This is a genomic window from Mesorhizobium shangrilense, assembly GCF_040537815.1.
In the GTDB taxonomy this organism is placed as follows: domain Bacteria; phylum Pseudomonadota; class Alphaproteobacteria; order Rhizobiales; family Rhizobiaceae; genus Mesorhizobium; species Mesorhizobium shangrilense.
Window position 1 is genome coordinate 4,788,070 of record NZ_JBEWSZ010000001.1, and the last position, 18,066, is coordinate 4,806,135.

Below are 18,066 nucleotides of genomic sequence, written 5' to 3' on the forward strand. Positions count from 1 at the left end.
CTGTCGGCGGTGATCGGTCGGGCGGCGGATCGGCTTCGACCCGCCACCCGATCGTCGTCCTGCTTAGCGGTACTGCTTGAGGATGCGATCGGCTTCCTGCTGCGCGTCGCTCATCGCCTGTGCCGGCGTCTTGGAGCCGGTGAGTGCGGCCTCGATGCCGTCGTCGATGACGCGGGCGACGCGCTGGTTCTCATGCGTCGAGAGCTCCGGCACCATGTAGGGAATCTGGTCGTGCGGGACGGCCGCACCCGGGAATTCCTTGACATAGGCCTGCATGGCCGGGGTGTTCCAGGCATCGTCTCGCGGCGCGATATAGCCGGTCTTGATGCTCCATTCGGCCGCCTGATCCGCCGAGGTCAGCCACTTCACGAACTGGAAGGCGGCCTGCTGCTTTTCAGGTGCGGTGCCGTTGAAGATGAAGATGTTGCCGCCGCTGGTCGGGGCGCCACGCTTCTTGTGCTCGGGCAGCATCTGCACGCCGAAGGGGAAGGGCGCGTTGGCCTTGACGTTGGTCAGGTTGCCGCTGGTGATGGTGATCATGGCGGCGCGGCCCTCGAAGAAGTCCTTCGGGTTGGTCGCCCATTCGATCACGCCTGGCTTCATCACCTTGTGCTTGAGCGCCAGGTCCGTCCAGTACTGCAGGCCTTCGACGACTTCGGGCGCGTCGAAATAGGTCTTGGTCCCGGAAATGTCGGCGATGGTGCCGCCATTCTGGGCGACATAGCCCTGCAGCAGCCAGTAGGAGGTCAGCGACGAGGGCACCTGCATGCCCCATTGCGTGACATTGCCGCCGGCGTCGCGCTTGGTGAGCTTGGTGGCGAAGTCGACGACTTCGTCCCAGTTCTGCGGACCGACATCGGGGTTGAGGCCGGCCTGTTTGAAGGCGTCCTTGTTCCAGAAGAAGATCGTCGTGCCGCGCTGGAACGGGATGCCCCAGGTCTTGTCCTCGTTCTTGCTGTTGAGCATGAAGACCGGCGAGAAGCCGGCGAGCCAGGCCTTGTCGTCGTCGGTCTTGGTGAAGTCGTCGACCGGCGCGATCGCGCCCTCGTCGATCAGCGTGAAGACGTCAGCCGAAAGCATGACCGCCAGTTCCGGCGGCTGGCCGGCCTTGAACGCCGTCAGCGACTTGCTGATCGTCTCGGAATAGGTGCCCGAATAGATCGCCTTGACCTTGATGTCGGGATTGGCGGCCTCGAACCGCGTGATCAGGTCGTCGACGATCTTGGTCACCGGGCCGCCAATGGCCACGGGATAGTAGAGGCTGATCTCGACGGGCGCCGCTTGCGCCACGCCAAAACTCAGGCCTGCCCCCAACAGTGCGGCGCCGATCCATTTACCACTGATATTCAGCATCGTTTCCTCCGGTTTTCTGATGGTTTTGACCCTCTCAGCCGATCCGCAAATCGGAAGGCTGGCAGGAGCTAGCCTGAAGGTCAGGGCACTACGCGCAGCGCACGCTCGCCGGCCGCCTGGCCGACCAGAACCCTGCGCTCGACACGGTTGCCGTCGCTCTCGTCGAAGACATGCATGGCGTCGGGCAGCCAGCCCAGCCGTATCTGGTCGCCGACCGATTGCCGCCGGATGCCTTCGACGCGCACCTGCAGGATCTGGTCGCCAACGCTGCATTCGAGGATGCTGTCGGCGCCATGATATTCGATGCTGCGGATGACGGCGGGAACGACGCCATCCTGCTCGATCCTGATCTCCTCGGGCCGCAGGCCCAGAGACAGTCCTTCGCCCTTGCCTTCTATCAATGCCGGACCCGACGATCCCTTGACGATGGCGCCGGCCGGCCCGTCGGCCAGGGAGACGAGGTTCATCGGCGGCGTGCCGATGAACCGTGCGGCGAACGACGTCGCCGGCCGCAGATACAGGCCGACCGGGTCCGCCTTCTGCTCGATGCGGCCATTGCGCATGAGGATGACCTGGTCGGCCAGGCTCATCGCCTCGATCTGGTCGTGGGTGACATAGACCATGGTCATGCCCAGCGCCTGCTGGATGGTCCTGATTTCCTTGCGCATCTCGTGGCGAAGCTGCGCGTCGAGATTGGACAGCGGCTCGTCCATGAGACAGACCGACGCTTCGGCGACGATCGCCCGGCCGAGGGCGACGCGCTGCTGCTGACCACCCGAAAGCTGGGAAGGCTTGCGGTCAAGAAGCGCCCCCAGCCCGAGAATGTCGACAGCCTTCTTCAGGCGGCGCGTCCGCTCCCCGGCCGGTACTCGCCGCACCTTGAGACCGAAAATGATGTTTTCGGCGACACTGAGATGCGGGAACAGCGCATAGGACTGGAACACCATGGCCAGCCCGCGCTTGGCCGGCGGCTGGCCGGTGACATCCTTGCCGCCGATGAATATCTGGCCGGAGGTGACGGCATCCAGGCCGGCAATCAGACGCAGCGTCGTCGACTTGCCGCAGCCGGACGGCCCGAGCAGGACCGTCAACGAGCCGGGCTTCACCTCGAAGTTGACATCCTTGACGGCGTCAAAGGTCGTCCACCTCTTGTTGAGATTCCTGATCTCAATGCCGGACATGGTCGCCTCCCCCTCCAGTAGCCTCCCGCCCGGTTCCCTCTGGAACCCGCGCAGCAAATGCGCGATCAGGCTGGCGATCCGCCGATCGCTGAAAATCCAATATTGAACTATCTTTTATAAGTCAATACAATTGTACACTTCTGAGCCGGCTACGCATCAGATCCACGACCCACCGCAAAAGAGAGATCCATGGCCTCGATTCGAATTATGCAGATATCCGACACGCATCTGTCGCCGCGAACGCACCGCTTTCACGAGAACAACGAACTCATGATCGACGTACTGAAGGCCGCCGATCACGATCTGATCGTCCATACTGGCGACATCACGCTCGACGGTATCCGTTTCGAGGAAGACTATCCGTTCTGCCGCGAATTCCTGCAGCGGGCTGGCAAGGACATCCGCTACATCCCGGGCAATCACGATGTGGGCGACAATCCGCGCCTGTCGCAGCCCGAAACCGTCATGGGCAGCGCCATCAGCCCGACCCGGCTCGAACGCTACGAGCGCTACTATGGCGCCGACAGATGGGTTATCGACCGCGGCAACTGGCGGCTTCTCGGCATCAATTCGCTGCGCGTCGGCTCGGGGCTCGACGGCGAACAGCAGCAATATGACTGGATGGGCGAACAGCTGGCGACGATGGGCGACAGGCACTTGGCCGTTTTCTCGCACCAGCCGCTCTACGTCGACACGCCCGAAAGCACGGAACTGACCTACTGGACCGTCGACCCGATCGGCCGCGAGAAATTGCGCGCGCTGATGGAGCACAAGCAGTTGAAGATGATCGCCAGCGGGCATCTGCACCAGCAGCGCTCACGCAGCCATGATGGCGTCCGACTCGAATGGTGCTCTTCCATCGCCTTCACGACCCGCGAAGAGCTGGTGCCGGAAATGGGCGGCAATCGCGAGGTCGGCTATCTCGAGCACGTGCTTCACGATGACGGCAGCATCGAGACCCGCGCGATGACCATCCCCGGCTTCGTCAACAGCTATCTCGACGATTGCCTGCTCGAGGTCTACCCGAAATACTGACGTCACAACGGAAGTGAAAGGACGCCGGCTGATGTCGGCGCCCTTTGTTTTTCAGGCGACCGCCTGTTCAAACGCGCCGTCGAACTCCGACAAGGCGCCCGCCGGCACCGCGGCATGCCCCATCCAGTTGAGGCAGGTGACCGAGGCGACGCCCGAATCGATCAGGCTGTTCTCGTCGCCCGGCGTCGTGGCGTAGGTGCGGTCGGCTAGCGGCTCGATGCGGGCGCTGCGAGCGTCCTCGGCATGGATGACGACCCGCGTCGCGCATTTGTCGCGGCCGATACGCGCCGCGCGCATGGGCGCCGGCACATTGCGCGGCAGGTTGACGCTCAGCCAATGCCCCTCCTGAGCCCATTCATCGCGGGTGTTCCAGAAGCCTTCAATGCGCGCGGCCAGCCAGGCCACATCGTCGTCGCCATAGGCCTGGCTGTCGCGCGGCATGGAGAAGGCGACACCGGCAATGCCGCAGAGCGCCGCCTCGCGCGCCACCGCCATGGTGCCGGAATAGGAAACATCCTCGGCAACGTTGCGGCCTTCATTGATGCCCGACAGCACCAGATCGGGCTTCGCGCCGTCACGGAACACCCAGTGCATCGCCGCGATGACGCAATCGGCCGGAGTGCCGGTGCAGGAATAGCGGCGCGCCGAGACCTCTTCGACGGTAAAGGCCTGCCGCAGCGTGATCGAATGGCCGAAGCCGCTGCGGTTGCCACTGGGCGCCACGGTCCAGACATCGTCGCTCAACAGCGCCGCCGCCCGTTCCAGGATCGCCAGGCCGGGCGCGTCGATTCCGTCATCATTGGAGAGCAGTATTCGCATATCGTATCCTTCTGGCCGAGCCAAAGCGCCTTCATAATTCGAACATTTATGCCATATTGAGAATTATTGTACAATTCTGTAACATAGGCTCGGCGCGGCTATTTTCAGTTTGCCAGATTTCCATCGGCCGACCGGCGCGAACGGGCAGCGCGATTTCCCTCCGCCGGCAAATCGTCTAATGGGAGTTATCTTGGGGGACGCGGCATGACAGGTTCTGAAAAGAAGCCGAGGCGGACGAAATTCCAGTCCGACCAGGACGAGCTCAAGCTCAGGGCCGCCTATCTCTACTATGTCGAAGGGCTGACCCAGGAACAGGTCGCCCAGCATCTCGGCATCAGCCGCATCAAGGCCTTGCGCCTGCTGGCGGCGACACGCGAGGACGGCACTGTCCAGATCACCATCAATTCGCACGCCGAATCACTGATCCGCCTGCAGCGCGACCTGGAAAGGCACCTTGGCCTCTCCGAGGCGATCGTCGTCCCGGCATCCAGCCCGGACGAAGAGAGCGTCGCGGCCGTCGTCGGCCATGCCACCGGACGCTACATTTCCGAGCAGGTCACCAACGGGCTGTCGATCGGGGTCGGCTGGGGCGCCACGCTGCAGGTCTGCATGCGCTCGCTGATCTGGCGCGAGGTCGACGACATGACGGTCATTTCGCTGCTCGGCGGCCTGACCCACGCCACCGCGCATAACCCTTCGGCCGTGGCCTGGCGCTTCGCAGAATTCTACCGCACGGAACTCTACCAGATCACCGCGCCGGTGTTCGTGCCCGACCGCGAACTGGCCGATGCGCTGTGGAAGCAGGACGACCTCAAGCAGCTCTACGAGCGGGCGCGGGCCGTCGATATCGCGCTGCTCAGCGTCGGCGACGTCAGCACGCAGGCCTCGATCTTCCGCCGGGGCATCCTGAACTGGTCGGACGCCAAGAGCCTGAAGGATGCGGGCGCGGTCGGCGACGTGCTGTGCCACTTCGTCGACGCCGACGGCAATGTCATCGATCATCCCGTCAACCATCGCGCCATGGCCATCAATCCCGCCGATATCCGCAAGGTGCCGAAGGTGATCATCTCGTCCGGCGGCGTGCGCAAGATCCACGCCATCCGCGCCGGCATCGCCGCGACCAACGCCAAGCTGCTGATCACCGACGTCGCCGCCGCCCAGGCCTTGCTGGAACTGCCTGCTCTTTCGCAGTCCTGAAGCAGGCTCGGGGCGGCTCAGCCCCACAATCTCGGCGGCAATCATCGCCAGCTCCAATTCCTTCAACCTCCAAAACTGATTGACTGGACAATCAATTTGTGAGCTTCCTTGTAGCGTCGGCGGATCGCAGTGCGATCGGCAGCGCCAGGTCATGTGCGTCGGGATCGAGGATGCGCAACGACGGACAGGGAGGAAATTTCATGAACAAGGCGGTCGGGTCGCAGTGGAATGCCACCGAGATGGAAGAGGCTGCGCGGCGGCATCTGCTGTCGCCGTCCGAAGCCATGGAAAAGCTCGGCCAGTCGGCACGCCCGCTGCTTTCGCGTGGCGACGGCATCTATGTGATCGACGCCAAGGGACGCCGGCTGATCGACGGCCCGGCCGGCATGTGGTGCACGCAGATCGGCTACAACCGCCGTGAGATCGCCGACGCCATCGCCGAGCAGGCCTTGCAGCTGGCCTACAATTCGCCCTGGTACACGGTGAATTCTCCGTCGGCGGAACTGGCGGCGCGCATCGCCGCGATGACGCCGGGCGATCTCAATCGCGTCTTCTTCACCACCGGCGGCTCGACCGCGGTCGATTCGGCGCTGCGCTTCGTCGAGTTCTACAACAATGTGCTGGGCCGCCCGGAGAAAAAGCACATCATCGTGCGGCGCGAAGGCTACCACGGCAGCACGGCGCTGACGGCGGCCTGCTCGGGCCGCGCCGGCAACTGGCCGAATTTCGACATCATCTCCGACAGGATCTCGTTCATCTCCAGCCCCAACATCCGCCTTGCCGGCGACAAGGACGAGGCGGCGTTCCTGGACTTTCTGGTCGACGAATTCCGGCAGGAGATCGCGCGTGTCGGCGCCGACAAGGTGGCGGTGTTCCTGGCCGAGCCTTTGCTGGCGTCCGGCGGCGTCATCATCCCGCCAAAGGGCTATCACGCCCGCTTCAAGGCGGTGTGCGAGGAGCATGACATCGTCTACATCTCCGACGAGGTGGTCACCGGCTTCGGTCGCTGCGGCGAATGGTTCGCGTCGGAAAAGGTGTTCGGCGTCGTCCCCGACATCATCACCTTCGCCAAGGGCGTCACCTCCGGCTATGTGCCGCTGGGCGGCTTCGCCATTTCCGAGCGCCTGCTGGACAAGGTCAGCGGCGACAACGCCAGGGGAAGCAACTATTCGAACGGCTACACCTATTCCGGCCATCCGGTGAGTTGTGCCGCCGCGCTCGCCAACATCGCGGTGATCGAGAAGGACGGCATATTGGAACATGTGCGCGACATCTCCGGTTACTTCGCCGAGCGCCTTCACAGCCTGGCCGACCTGCCGCTGGTGGCGAATGTCCGCGCCTCCGGTCTGGTCGGCTGCGTCGAATGCCTGGTCGATACGTCGTCGCCGAATGTGACCGATTTCGACAAGCGGATCGGCGCCCGCATCGACATCCATTGCGCCGAACTCGGGCTGATCGTGCGCCCGCTCGGCAATATGTGCGTGATGTCGCCGGCGCTGATCATCACAAGGGAGCAGATCGACGACATGATCGGCATCCTGCGCCAGGGCATAGAGCGGGCGGCGGCCGAGATCATGGCCGGCGAACTCGTCTAGCGCGACAGCGTCTTTCCCGGGCTCCGGGCGGCAAAGTCTTGTGCCGGCTTCGCCGAAGCTGCTATCCAGACGCGGCACATCCCGGTCAAGACCAGAGATCATGAACCAAGCCGCGGCACACGCTGAGAACCGGACCGACAAGCGGCGCGCGCCAACGCGCGAGGACCAGGTGCTGGAGCGGCGCCGCTCGCTGATCGAGGCGGCGCTCACGGTCATCGCCCGCAAGGGCCTGGCCGGCTTCACGATGAACGACATCGCCCAGGAAGCCGGCTGCAGCTACGGCGTCGTGTCGTTCCATTTCAAATCGAAGGAAGGCATCACGCTGGCCGCGCTCGACCACATGGTCGAGGAGTACGATCGCAGCCTGAACCGGCCCGAAAACGACTCGCCGGCCGCACGCCTGCTGGGGATGATCGAACTCGATTTCGACACCGAAATGTCGAATGCCGGGCGCATCGCCGTCTTCACCGACTTCTGGGCGGAGTCGGCGCGCAATCCCGAGTATCGCCGGCGCTGCGCCGAGCTGAAGACCCGCTACGATGCCATCGTGATGGCCGATGTCGCCGCCCTTGCCGAGCTGAGGCGGATCGATCTCGACCCGGCCCTGGTCGCCCGCAGCCTCAACGCCCTGATCGACGGGCTGTGGATTTCCGGCCAGGTGTTCACAGCCCCCGGCCCCGCCGGGCGCGACATGGCGAAGCGGGCATGCCGGTTCTATCTCAAGGCCATCTTTCCCAACGATTTCTGACCGGTTCACCCGTCTCCGCCGGAGGCCGAGGCAGGATACCGGACCGGGTCGGGCGACCTACATGCGCATGAGCAGGCCGCCATCGACGGCAAGCTCGATGCCGGTGATGTAGCTCGCGGCATCCGAGAGCAGGAACAGCGCGGCATTGGCCATGTCCTGCGGCGTTCCGATGCGGCCGAGCGGGGCGTAGCTAGCCACGGCCGAGCGCTTTTCCTCGGTATCCCAGCGCGCCTGCAGCGGGGTGAGCGCCATGCCCGGGCAGATGGCGTTGGAGCGGATGCGCTCGCCGGCCAGTTGCATGGCGAGTGATTTCGACAACGCGCAGACGCCGGCCTTCGATGCCTGGTAGGCGTCCTGCGGGTTGGCGTCGCCGCGATACCACTGGATGGTCGAGAAATGCACCATGGCGCCGCCGCGCCCGCCCGCCCGCATATGCGGAACGACGGAGCGCGCGGTGTGCACGAAGGACTTCAAATTGATGTTGAAGACCTCATCCCAGACGTCGAGATCCATCTCCAGCGCCGACTTGTCGCGGCCGAACCACAGCACCCCCGCGACATTGGCGAGATAGTCGATGCCGCCACGTTCGCGGCCCGCCGCACCGATCGCCTGTCCAACAAAGTCGGCATCGGTGAGATCGCCCTGGGCGAAGGTGAGCCTGTCGTCATAGGAGGCCAGCGAAGCCGGACGGGCCTTGACGTCGATGGCGGTGACGGAGGCACCGGCCTCGAGCAGGGCCAGCGTGATCGCCTCGCCCATGCCGCCGCCCGCGCCGGCGACGACCGCATGCCTGCCGGTGAAATCGTAAGCGATCATCTGAACCCCTCGTCTGCTTCTGCTGAAATGCCGATGGAGCGGACAATAGGGGTGGATAAAAATTCCATCAAGCGGGATTAGAAAAAATTTGCCAAAATGGAAAATCACGATATCGTGCCTCGCAATGACCTCTCATCTCGGATGGATTTCAAGACGATGAACCTGCATTCCGGCGCGCGCATCTTTTCCGTGACCTCTCCCGTCGACGGCTCGACCTACACGACGCGCGCCTATGCGGATGGCGCAGCCATCGAGGGCGCGCTTACCCGGGCGCGCGCCGCGCTGCCATCCTGGCGACGCATGAAGCTGGCCGACCGGCTGGCGATCCTGCTGCGCTTCGGCGAGGAGATGAAGGCCCGGGCAACACCGCTGGCCGAGATGGTGGCGTGGCAGATCGGCCGGCCGCTGTGGCAGGCCGACGAGACGCCACGCCTGGCGCTGGTTGGCGAGCTTTTGGCCGGCGTCGCGCCGGAAACGCTGGCCGATATCCCATACCCCTCGGATGAGAACATCCGCCGCTACGCCAAGCCGATGGCAGGCGGGCTGCACCTTTCGATCTGCGCCTGGAACTATCCCACCGCCATGCTGGGCTATCTGGTCACGTCGCCGCTTGCTGCCGGCAATGTCGTGATCTTCAAGCATTCGCCGCAGACGCCGCTGATCGCCGAGCAGGCCGAGGAAGCCTTCCGCGCCGCCGGCGGTCCCGAAGGCGTGTTCCAGAGCCTGCATCTCGACCATGCCGATGCGGAGAAGCTGATCGCGTCCGGCGCCTTCAACGCGGTGAATTTCATCGGCTCCGTCAATGGCGGCCGTCGCGTGCATGCCGCCGCCGCCGGCACGTTCACGCAGGTGCATCTCGAGCTCGGCGGCAAGGACCCGACCTATGTCCGCGCCGACGCGGATCTTGACGCAGTGATCCGGCAAATCGCCGAAGGCACCTATTCCAATGCCGGCCAGTCCTGCTGCTCGGTCGAGCGCATCTATGTCGACAAGGCGATCCATGACCGCTTCGTCGATGCGCTGGTCGCCGAGACGGCGAAATGGTCCATCGGCCATCCCTTTGACGAGAAGCCGATGGTCGGTCCGGTGGTGCGGGCGAGTGCCGCCGACACCATCCGTGGTCTCACCGACAGCGCGGTGCGGGCAGGGGCCAGGCGCTTGATGCCGCAGGATGGAACGCTCAAGGCCTCTGGCCTGGGCGCCGCCTATGTCGCGCCGGAAGTGCTGGTTGGCGTTGACCACAGCATGCAGATCATGCGTGACGAGCTGTTCGGGCCGGTGGCCTGCGTCCAGTCGGTCAACAGCGACGACGAGGCGATCCGCCTGATGAACGACAGCGATTTCGGCCTGAGCGCCTCGATCTGGACCAAGGATATCGATCGCGGCGTGGCGCTGCTCGACGAGGTCGAGGCCGGCACCGTCTATCTCAACCGCTGCGACCATGCCGACCTGCATTTGCCCTGGGGTGGCATCAAGAATTCCGGGTTGGGACGCACCAATGGCCGCGCCGGCCTGGTGGAGGCGACAGCGGCGAAGTCGTACCATGTCCGCTCGGTTATCGGCTGAGCGGGGGGAGCGGCCTGTTGAACGCGGCGAGCCTTGGAAAGCTTGATGATGCAACCGTCGCCGCACTGGCCGACGCCAGCGTGGAGTGGCTGCGGATCGATGCGGCGAGCCCCTATCTGCTGATCGCCGAGCACGCCGGCAATCTCGTGCCCGCGCCATGGCGTGACCTTGGCCTGGCAGTGCCCTATCTCGGCACGCATTTCGCTGTCGATATCGGCATCGATGCCCTGACGCGCCGGCTCTCGCAGACGCTTCGGGCGCCGGCCGTGATCGCGCATTATTCGCGGCTGTTCCTCGACTACAACCGCCCGGCCGGTGAGTGGGATTTCATGCGCCCGGACCTCGGCGGCATTCCGGTGCCCGGCAATCTGGCCGCTGATACGGCGGACCGCCAGTTGCGCACCCGCATTGCCTGGGCGCCGCTCGAACAGGCAATCGTCGAGGCCGCTGTGGGCAGGCAGGCGCTGGTGTCGGTGCATTCCTTCACCCCGGTGATGGGCGGCATCACGCGCAATGTCGACATCGGTGTACTCTGGCGGGAGCAGTCGCCCTTCGTCACTTCGGTGCTGAAAACCCTTGGTGCGCACGGCGCGGCGGCAGGCCTGAGGATCGGCGACAACGAGCCCTACGACTGGCGCCAGGCGATCGGCTACACGCTGAACCAGCACGGGCTGGAGCAAGGCCGGCCTTGCCTCTATCTGGAAGTCCGCAACGACCTGCTTTCCGATCCGGAAACATTCGAGCTCGTCAGCCGCACGCTCGAGACCGTCTTCGCCACTGTTGCGATCTCGCTATGGCCGAAACCAGCCGTAGCCGTCTAAAGGCTGGACGCCCCCGAGGCGCGCCGCTAGAGCTTGTCGAATTGGAAACACGGCAGCCAAGGGCGTGGATGATGCAGGGCAATGTGGGCAGCAAGATCCGCGATGCGCGCAAGGAGCAGAACATCACGCTGCGCGATCTCAGCGAACGCTCCGGCCTTTCGGTGTCGCAACTGTCGAAACTCGAGAACGGCAAGGCCCGGCTGACGGTCGACGTCGCGCTGATGATCGCCGGCGTGCTGCACGTGCCGGTGGCGTCCTTCCTGTTCAGCCCCAAGCCCGGCATGCAGGCGCGCCGATCGATCACGCGCGCCGGCAGCGGCATCCTGCACCAGGGCAACGCCATGGAATTCGAGGTCCTGTGCAGCGATTTTCGTGACAAGACCAACATTTTCTGGCGCGTGACGCTGCGTGCAAGGAGCCTCGAGGAGAATGGCGGCTGGCGCAGCCATTCGGGCGAGGAGTTCATCCATGTGCTGAGCGGCCGGCTGGAACTGCACACGATCCACTACGATCCGACCGTGCTGCAGCCGGGCGACAGCATCCTGTTCGACGGTGAAATGCAGCACGCCTATATCGCGCTGGGCGACGCGCCGGTGGTGATGCTGATGTCGAACACCGTCCCGCGCGACGGGCTTCCGGCCAGCGCCGGGGCCTGATCCCAACCGGCCAGATCGGCTGGATGTTTGGTTGGACACGTCGCGTCCCAAGAATATTTTCTAAAATGGAAAAAAATACTTGTTATGGAAAAGTCCGGGGGTTAGCATCCCTTTGACCGGCCGACAGGAGAAATAGCCATCGGCCGGGATGGGAGAGATGACCGATGCTGTCGGTTGAGTCAGTCAGCAAGACCTTTGGCGGCGTGCAGGCCTTGCGCAGTGCTTCGCTGTCGTGCGAGGCCGGCGAGATCCTCGGCCTGATCGGCCCCAATGGCGCCGGAAAATCCACTCTGGTCAATGCCATCTCCGGCGTGCTCAAGCCCGACACCGGCAGTGTCCGGCTGGCGGGAAAGGAAATCACCGGACGCGGCCCGGAACATTGCGCACGGGCCGGCGTCGGCCGCACCTTCCAGACCATCCGGTTGTTCAAGGACCTGACCGTCCGGCAGAATGTCGAGGTCGCCCATATCACGTGCCAGGCGGTTCGCCCCGACGCGGCAGCGCGCATCGGCGTCGACCAGTTGCTTGCCCAGTATCAGTTGGACGGCTTCGCCGACGTGCCGGCTGGCACGCTGTCCTATGGCAGCCAGCGCCGGCTCGAAATCGCCCGCGCGCTGGCGCTCGGCCCATCGCTGCTGCTGCTCGACGAACCGGCGGCAGGGCTCAATGAGGGCGAGTCCGAGACGCTGGCGGTGGCGATCGAAGGCATCCGCCGCGACGTCGGCTGCGCCACCATCGTCATCGACCACGATCTGCGTTTCATCAACCGGCTTTGCGACCGGCTCTGCGTCATGGACCAGGGCCAGGTGATCGCATCCGGGCGGACCGAGGCGGTGTGGCGCGATCCGCGTGTCATCGAGGTTTATGTCGGGCAGTCCGAGACATCGTGACGGCGCCCTGGGGCCAGCAACAACAAGAGAGAAGGAGGGGTTCAATGGACAAGATGATTTTGGGGGCCGCTGTCGTCGCGGCAGGGCTGTTGCAGGTCGCGCATGCCGAGGCCAACGACCTGAAGATCGGGCTCGCGGTGGCGATGACCGGCACTTACGCGCCCTACAGCGAGGCTGAAGGCGCGCGCTGCATGGCCGACAAATTGAACAAGGCGGCGAGTGCCGGTGATCCCAAGGTCGAACTGATGATCGAGGACAATCGTTCCGATCCGCAGCTTTCGGTGTCGCTCGGCCAGAAATTCCTCGACGCCGGCGCCCAGATCATCACCGGCGTGCCATTCCCGGATGCGTTGATCCCGACTGCGCAAATCGCCGCGCCCTATGGCGCCACCGTCTTCTCGGCGCCGAACACGCAGCTCGAAATGCAGCAGGCCGGGCTGGACAATTTCATCGCCGGCGCGGTGCCCGATCCGATCAACGCGGCAGCCACAGCCAACGCGCTTTACGGCAAGGGTGCGCGCACCGTGGCGCTGATGGTCTCGCCCGATGCCGGCTCCTATTCCGAAAAACTGCCGGAATGGTTCGGCGAGGTCTTCGAGCATCTCGGCGGCAAGGTCGTCTCCAAGCTCAACTATTCCTGGGGCACGACCGACTGGTCGCCGCAGATCGCCAGCATCAAGGCACTGCCGCAGAAGCCGGACGCCATCCATATCTGCGGCGTGCTGCCGGATGTCGGCATCTTCATTCGCCAGTTGCGCGCCAATGGCTATGACGGCTGGGTCGCCGGTTGCGATGCCTTCGACGACAAGTCGCTGGAGGGCACAGTCGGCAATCCGGCCTCGCTGGAAAAGGTGATGTTCGCCACCCATGGCGCGACCGGCATCGACAGCCCGATCGACAAGTTCCTCGCCCAGTGCAAGGCCGACGGCTACAAGATCAACGGCATCTTCGACGCGCTCGGCGCCGACATGGTGCAGATCAGCTACGAGGCGGCGAAGAAATCCGGCACCGTCGAGCCCGCCGCCTTGCGCGAGGCGATCCGCGCGCCGGGCGGCTATCCCGGCACCACGGCGCCGGTCATCTCCTTCGCCGAGAAAAAAGGCTATCCCGTCAAGGCCGTGCCGGTGATGGGGTTCTCGAACGGCAAGCGGATGCTGATCACCGACACGCCGCCGACCTTCGTTCCGGCATTGAACTGACGGGCAGGCGGGTCAAGTGATGATGGATCGAGCCAGGCAGTTCTCGTCGTGCTGAGCGTCGACAATCTGGTCGTCCGCTACGGCGCGGTCACAGCGGTGCGCGACCTCAGCCTGAAGGTCGGGCGGGGCGAACTCGTCGCCCTGCTTGGCCCTAACGGGGCCGGCAAGAGCTCGACCATCAATGCGCTGACCGGCCTGGTCACGCCGGCCTCGGGCCGCATCTTTCTCGACGGCCAGGATATTTCGCGTGTCCGTACCGAGGACCGCATTCGTGCCGGGTTGACCTCGACGCCCGAGGGCCGGCACATCTTCGCCAATCTGACGGTCGGCGAGAACCTGCGGCTGGGTGCGGCGACACGGCGCGATCCCAAAGGTGTGCGCGGGGATATCGAGCGTTTTCTGGCGCTGTTTCCGGTGCTTTCCGAACGCTACGGGCAAGCGGCCGGCACGCTTTCGGGCGGCGAGCAGCAGATGCTGGCCATTGCCCGATCGCTGATGTCGCGGCCGAAGCTGCTTTTGCTCGACGAACCGTCGCTCGGGCTGGCGCCGAAGATCGTGGTGCAGATCTTCGATTTCATCGGCGAGCTCAAGCGGGAGGGGCTGACGCTGCTGGTGGTCGAGCAGAACGCCAAGCAGGCGTTGCGTTTCGCCGACCGCGTCTATGTCGTCAGCGCCGGCACACTTCGTTACAACGGGCCGCCAGCAGGTCTCGCTGACGAACACGGCCTCTTCAACCTCTATATTGGCGGATAGGCGGCGACATGGACTATGCCTTGCAGCAGCTTCTCAACGCGCTGGCCTTCGGCGCGGAGTATTCGCTGGTCGCACTCGGCCTCGCCGTGGTGTTTTCCATCATGGGCCTCGTCAATTTCGCGCATGGCGAAATCATCGGCGTGTCCGCCTACAGCGTGTTCCTGGCGGCGGCGCTCGGGCTGACCTCGCCGATCGTCGCTGTGCTGATAGCCGTTACGGCGGCGGCACTGGCTGCCGTCACCTTCGAGCGGGTGGCATTCCGCCCGGTGCGCTATGCGCCGACCACGACCGGGCTGCTTACCGCCTTCGGCGTCTCGATCGTCGTGCAGAACCTGTTCATGCTGCTGATCTCGCCCAAGCCGCAATCGGTCTCGATCCTCAACGGCCTCAACCAGATGTGGTTCTTCGGCCCCTTCGCCGTGTCGTCGCTGCAGGTGATGGAACTCGTCGTTTCCGGCCTGACCATCCTGGCCCTGGTGCTCTTCCTCAACCGCTCGACGCTGGGCCTGGCGATCCGCGCGGCTTCGCGCGATTTCGCCACGGTGCGCCTGATGGGCATCCGGGCAAACCGCGTGATCGCCACGGCCTTCGCCATTTCGGGTGCGCTCGCCGGCATTGCCGCCGTCTTCATCATCGCGCGGCGCGGCAGCGTCTCGCCCGATCTCGGCTTCAGCCTGGTGCTGAAGGCCTTCGTCGCCTGCGTCATCGGCGGGTTCGGGTCGCTGGCCGGAGCGGCCGCCGGCGGCATGCTGCTCGGCTTCATCGAGGTCGGCCTGCTGGTCGCGCTGCCGCAGGAATATGGGGGCTTCAAGGATGCGCTCACCTACGTGATCATCGTCGCGCTGCTTGTCTACCGGCCGGAGGGCCTGCTCGGCCAGCGGGTCGAACTTGGCGACAAGGAGATTTGAAGTGTCGCAAGCCCTGGAAAATTCAGCGCCTCCGGTAGTTGCTGCTGCGCACAGCAATGCGCTGACGCGCTCGCTGATCGGCGGGCTGGTGACGTCTCTCCCCGTTTTGGTGATCGGGCTGACGATCCTGAATTTCGCGCCGACCTACTACACCTATCTGGCGCTTGGCGCCTTCGTGAACCTGATCGTCGTCGTCGGCCTGCAGGTGTTCATGGGCAACAGCAACATCGCCAATCTCGGCCACAGCGCCTTTGTCGGCATGGGCGCCTATGGCGTCGCCATCCTGTCCACGCCGCTGGCGATGAAGAAACTGTCGATCCCCAACGCTCCGTTCGGCTTCGCCACGCTGCAGCTCGATCCCGTCTCGTCGGCGCTCATCGCGCTGATCGTGGTCGGCATCATCGCAGCCGTCAGCGGCAAGGTGATCAGCCGCCTCTCGGGTGTCGCCGCGACCATCGTCAGCCTGGCGCTGCTGATCATCGTCCATTCGGTGTTTCTCAACTGGACCGACCTGTTCAAGGGCAACCAGGCCTTCTTCGGCATTCCAAAAGTGGTCGGCCTGCCCTGGATGATGGCATTTTCCGTAGTGGTGATCGTGCTGGCGCGGCTGTTCAAGGACAGCCGCTGGGGCCTGCAACTCCGCGCAAGCGCCCAGAGCCCGCAAGCGGCGGCCGCGCTCGGCATCGATGCCCGGCGCCTGCGGCTGATGTCATGGGTGCTGTCAGCGCTGATCTGCGGTCTCGCCGGCGTGCTCTACGCCTATTTCGCCGGCACGATCAGCCCGAAACTGTTCTACTTCCAGATGATCTTCAACACGCTGGCGATGCTGATCCTGGGCGGCATGGCGACGGTGACGGGTGCGGTGACCGGCGTGATCGTGCTTTCGGTGGGGCTCGAATTCATCCGCAGCATCGAATCCGGTGTGACGATCGCCGGCATCCAGCTGCCGCAAATGCTCGGCCTGTCGGGCGTCGCGCTCGGCGTCGTCATCGTGCTGTGCATGGCCTTCCGGCCAAGCGGCATCAGTGGCCGCTACGAACTCGACGAACTCTTGTCGCGATTTTTCCGGCGCAACGCGAAATAGCGACGCCCGTGGTTTGGTGGAGGACTGAAAGTGGAATTTGAGGACAGGACGGCGGAGTACGCGCCGAAGCTCGAGGCGTTGCAGAAGGAACTCGCATCGCGCGGCGTCGAATTCGTCGAGGTGCATACGGTGGACACGTCGGGAGCATTCCGCTCCAAGATCGCGCCGCTAAAACTCTCGCCTTATGGCGAATCGATCAACGCCATCCTCTATTGCGTCACCCATGGCGACGGCCAGCCGATGGGCGATGTGGCCTTCGCCTCGCCCAGCGCCAATGAGGAGAACGGCTTTCCCAACATCAAGGGGATCATCGATCCCGCCACTGTTGTGCAGCACGGCTGGAAGCCGAAATTCGCTTCGGCCATCACGTCTTCCTACATGCTCGATGGTGCTGTCTGCCCGTTCGATCCGCGCGGCGTGCTGGCCCGCGTCGAGGCGCGCGCCAAGGCGCTCGGCTACGAGCCGATGTTCGCGCTCGAATACGAATTCGGCATTTTTCACGCCGACCATGATCTGATGCGCGCCGGGCGCTACCGCGAGCTGAAGCCCTGGGGCCATTCGCTGATCAACTATGATCTGGTGCGCAACGGCGAATACCAGGATTTTGCCGCCGAGTTCATCACCCGCATGAAGAGCATCGGCATCGGCGTCGCCTCGCTGGTCACCGAATATGGTTTTGGCATGTATGAATACGCGCTGACGCCGAAGTCGGCGCTGGAGGCGGCTGACGATGCCATGCGCGCAAAACTGCATCTGCGCGAGTTGTGCGCCGAGCGTGGCCTGGTCGCCACCTTCATGACCCGCTTCCAGCCGCCGGGCAAGGAAAGCGCCTGTGGCGCGCATCACCATGTCAGCCTGTGGCGCGACGGCAAGCCGGCCTTCGCCGCCGGGCCGAACAAGCTGACGCCGGTCGCCGAGAAGTTTCTGGCCGGCGTGCTCAACCGGATGCAGGAAACGCATCTCCTGTTCCGGCCGACAGTCAATTCCTATCGCCGCTTCGACCGTGGCGCATGGTCGCCGGAAGACGTCGCGTGGGGATTCGAGAACCGCACCGCGCCGATCCGCGCCATCACAACGCCGAATGACGGCGCCTGTCGGCTGGAGCATCGCGCGCCGGGCGCCGACATCAATCCCTATCTGTCGATCGCCGCGATCCTGGCGGCTGGCTGCGAGGGCATCGAGAAGGACCTGCCGCTCGAAGCGCCGGTGACATCGAACCTCGCCAATCTCGACAAGCCGAAGCTGCCGCGCACGCTCAACGCCTCGATCGAGGCTTTCGCCGCGTCCGACTTCTGCGCCGAGGCGTTTGGCAAAGCCTTTCGCGACAACTATGCTGAGAGCAGGCGGGCCGAGCAGGCCGCGTTTGATGCCTGGCAGGCGTCGCACATCACCGACTTCGAATGGCAGCGCTATTTCGTCAGTTGATGCAGGCCATCCGGGATCCC

General features: G+C 64.4%; 17 protein-coding genes. 13 read left to right on the top strand and 4 right to left on the bottom strand.

Annotation, left to right across the window (positions count from 1 at the left end; all coding sequences use genetic code 11):
* Positions 1-63: 63 nt before the first annotated feature.
* Both ABVQ20_RS23120 and ABVQ20_RS23125 read right to left on the bottom strand, forming a co-directional pair.
* Positions 64-1,353, bottom strand: a complete 1,290-nt coding sequence (locus ABVQ20_RS23120) for an ABC transporter substrate-binding protein (RefSeq protein WP_354461783.1) — start codon at positions 1,351-1,353, stop codon at positions 64-66.
* Positions 1,354-1,433: 80 nt separating this feature from the next.
* Positions 1,434-2,534, bottom strand: coding sequence for an ABC transporter ATP-binding protein (locus ABVQ20_RS23125; protein ID WP_354461784.1), 1,101 nt, complete (start codon positions 2,532-2,534; stop codon positions 1,434-1,436).
* A 189-nt stretch (positions 2,535-2,723) separates the two neighbouring features.
* Here ABVQ20_RS23125 and ABVQ20_RS23130 point away from each other — a divergent pair, with 189 nt between their 5' ends.
* Positions 2,724-3,569 carry a metallophosphoesterase family protein gene (locus ABVQ20_RS23130; RefSeq protein ID WP_354461785.1) on the top strand — a complete coding sequence of 282 codons (846 nt, stop codon included), beginning with the start codon at positions 2,724-2,726 and terminating at the stop codon, positions 3,567-3,569.
* A gap of 51 nt (positions 3,570-3,620) precedes the next feature.
* Here the strand turns inward: ABVQ20_RS23130 and ABVQ20_RS23135 are convergent, their stop codons facing one another.
* Entirely contained in the window at positions 3,621-4,388 is a 768-nt protein-coding gene (locus ABVQ20_RS23135; protein ID WP_354461786.1) for a 5'/3'-nucleotidase SurE, read from the bottom strand.
* A gap of 204 nt (positions 4,389-4,592) precedes the next feature.
* On the opposite strand from ABVQ20_RS23135, the gene ABVQ20_RS23140 reads away from it, so the two are divergent.
* The 3 genes from ABVQ20_RS23140 to ABVQ20_RS23150 all read left to right on the top strand — a co-directional run bounded on the left by ABVQ20_RS23140 (position 4,593) and on the right by ABVQ20_RS23150 (position 7,928).
* The gene (locus ABVQ20_RS23140; RefSeq protein ID WP_354461787.1) at positions 4,593-5,585 is read left to right on the top strand and encodes a sugar-binding transcriptional regulator; all 993 of its coding nucleotides are present in this window, start codon (positions 4,593-4,595) and stop codon (positions 5,583-5,585) included.
* Positions 5,586-5,785: 200 nt separating this feature from the next.
* On the top strand, positions 5,786-7,180 hold the full coding sequence (locus ABVQ20_RS23145) for an aminotransferase (protein WP_354461788.1): 1,395 nt from the start codon (positions 5,786-5,788) through the stop codon (positions 7,178-7,180).
* A gap of 100 nt (positions 7,181-7,280) precedes the next feature.
* Complete coding sequence (locus ABVQ20_RS23150; protein WP_354461789.1) at positions 7,281-7,928, top strand: TetR family transcriptional regulator C-terminal domain-containing protein; 648 nt, start codon at positions 7,281-7,283, stop codon at positions 7,926-7,928.
* Positions 7,929-7,985: 57 nt separating this feature from the next.
* Here the strand turns inward: ABVQ20_RS23150 and ABVQ20_RS23155 are convergent, their stop codons facing one another.
* Positions 7,986-8,744 (bottom strand): SDR family NAD(P)-dependent oxidoreductase, encoded by a 759-nt coding sequence (locus ABVQ20_RS23155; protein ID WP_354461790.1) that lies wholly within the window; start codon positions 8,742-8,744, stop codon positions 7,986-7,988.
* A 156-nt stretch (positions 8,745-8,900) separates the two neighbouring features.
* Between ABVQ20_RS23155 and ABVQ20_RS23160 the strand changes: the two genes are divergently transcribed.
* The 9 genes from ABVQ20_RS23160 to ABVQ20_RS23200 all read left to right on the top strand — a co-directional run bounded on the left by ABVQ20_RS23160 (position 8,901) and on the right by ABVQ20_RS23200 (position 18,046).
* The gene (locus ABVQ20_RS23160; protein WP_354461791.1) at positions 8,901-10,310 is read left to right on the top strand and encodes an aldehyde dehydrogenase family protein; all 1,410 of its coding nucleotides are present in this window, start codon (positions 8,901-8,903) and stop codon (positions 10,308-10,310) included.
* Between the two features lie 17 nt (positions 10,311-10,327).
* Positions 10,328-11,131 (top strand): N-formylglutamate amidohydrolase, encoded by an 804-nt coding sequence (locus tag ABVQ20_RS23165; protein WP_354461792.1) that lies wholly within the window; start codon positions 10,328-10,330, stop codon positions 11,129-11,131.
* 71 nt (positions 11,132-11,202) lie between these two features.
* Entirely contained in the window at positions 11,203-11,787 is a 585-nt protein-coding gene (locus ABVQ20_RS23170) for a helix-turn-helix domain-containing protein (RefSeq protein ID WP_354461793.1), read from the top strand.
* Between the two features lie 164 nt (positions 11,788-11,951).
* The gene (locus ABVQ20_RS23175; protein ID WP_354461794.1) at positions 11,952-12,677 is read left to right on the top strand and encodes an ABC transporter ATP-binding protein; all 726 of its coding nucleotides are present in this window, start codon (positions 11,952-11,954) and stop codon (positions 12,675-12,677) included.
* Positions 12,678-12,721: 44 nt separating this feature from the next.
* A complete protein-coding gene (locus ABVQ20_RS23180; protein WP_354461795.1) occupies positions 12,722-13,876 on the top strand; it encodes an ABC transporter substrate-binding protein in 1,155 nt (384 codons plus the stop codon).
* A 48-nt stretch (positions 13,877-13,924) separates the two neighbouring features.
* Positions 13,925-14,629, top strand: a complete 705-nt coding sequence (locus ABVQ20_RS23185) for an ABC transporter ATP-binding protein (protein WP_354461796.1) — start codon at positions 13,925-13,927, stop codon at positions 14,627-14,629.
* Positions 14,630-14,637: 8 nt separating this feature from the next.
* Positions 14,638-15,537 (top strand): branched-chain amino acid ABC transporter permease, encoded by a 900-nt coding sequence (locus ABVQ20_RS23190; protein ID WP_354461797.1) that lies wholly within the window; start codon positions 14,638-14,640, stop codon positions 15,535-15,537.
* A gap of 1 nt (position 15,538) precedes the next feature.
* Positions 15,539-16,621, top strand: coding sequence for a branched-chain amino acid ABC transporter permease (locus tag ABVQ20_RS23195; protein ID WP_354461798.1), 1,083 nt, complete (start codon positions 15,539-15,541; stop codon positions 16,619-16,621).
* 30 nt (positions 16,622-16,651) lie between these two features.
* A complete protein-coding gene (locus tag ABVQ20_RS23200) occupies positions 16,652-18,046 on the top strand; it encodes a glutamine synthetase family protein (protein ID WP_354461799.1) in 1,395 nt (464 codons plus the stop codon).
* The last annotated feature ends 20 nt before the right edge of the window (positions 18,047-18,066 follow it).

What these genes read in the sequence shown, in the direction of transcription:
- ABVQ20_RS23120 (WP_354461783.1), bottom strand. Translation starts at nt 1,353, where the DNA reads ATGCTGAATATCAGTGGTAAATGGATCGGCGCCGCACTGTTGGGGGCA.
- ABVQ20_RS23125 (WP_354461784.1), bottom strand. Translation starts at nt 2,534, where the DNA reads ATGTCCGGCATTGAGATCAGGAATCTCAACAAGAGGTGGACGACCTTT.
- ABVQ20_RS23130 (WP_354461785.1), top strand. Translation starts at nt 2,724, where the DNA reads ATGGCCTCGATTCGAATTATGCAGATATCCGACACGCATCTGTCGCCG.
- ABVQ20_RS23135 (WP_354461786.1), bottom strand. Translation starts at nt 4,388, where the DNA reads ATGCGAATACTGCTCTCCAATGATGACGGAATCGACGCGCCCGGCCTG.
- ABVQ20_RS23140 (WP_354461787.1), top strand. Translation starts at nt 4,593, where the DNA reads ATGACAGGTTCTGAAAAGAAGCCGAGGCGGACGAAATTCCAGTCCGAC.
- ABVQ20_RS23145 (WP_354461788.1), top strand. Translation starts at nt 5,786, where the DNA reads ATGAACAAGGCGGTCGGGTCGCAGTGGAATGCCACCGAGATGGAAGAG.
- ABVQ20_RS23150 (WP_354461789.1), top strand. Translation starts at nt 7,281, where the DNA reads ATGAACCAAGCCGCGGCACACGCTGAGAACCGGACCGACAAGCGGCGC.
- ABVQ20_RS23155 (WP_354461790.1), bottom strand. Translation starts at nt 8,744, where the DNA reads ATGATCGCTTACGATTTCACCGGCAGGCATGCGGTCGTCGCCGGCGCG.
- ABVQ20_RS23160 (WP_354461791.1), top strand. Translation starts at nt 8,901, where the DNA reads ATGAACCTGCATTCCGGCGCGCGCATCTTTTCCGTGACCTCTCCCGTC.
- ABVQ20_RS23170 (WP_354461793.1), top strand. Translation starts at nt 11,203, where the DNA reads ATGCAGGGCAATGTGGGCAGCAAGATCCGCGATGCGCGCAAGGAGCAG.
- ABVQ20_RS23175 (WP_354461794.1), top strand. Translation starts at nt 11,952, where the DNA reads ATGCTGTCGGTTGAGTCAGTCAGCAAGACCTTTGGCGGCGTGCAGGCC.
- ABVQ20_RS23180 (WP_354461795.1), top strand. Translation starts at nt 12,722, where the DNA reads ATGGACAAGATGATTTTGGGGGCCGCTGTCGTCGCGGCAGGGCTGTTG.
- ABVQ20_RS23190 (WP_354461797.1), top strand. Translation starts at nt 14,638, where the DNA reads ATGGACTATGCCTTGCAGCAGCTTCTCAACGCGCTGGCCTTCGGCGCG.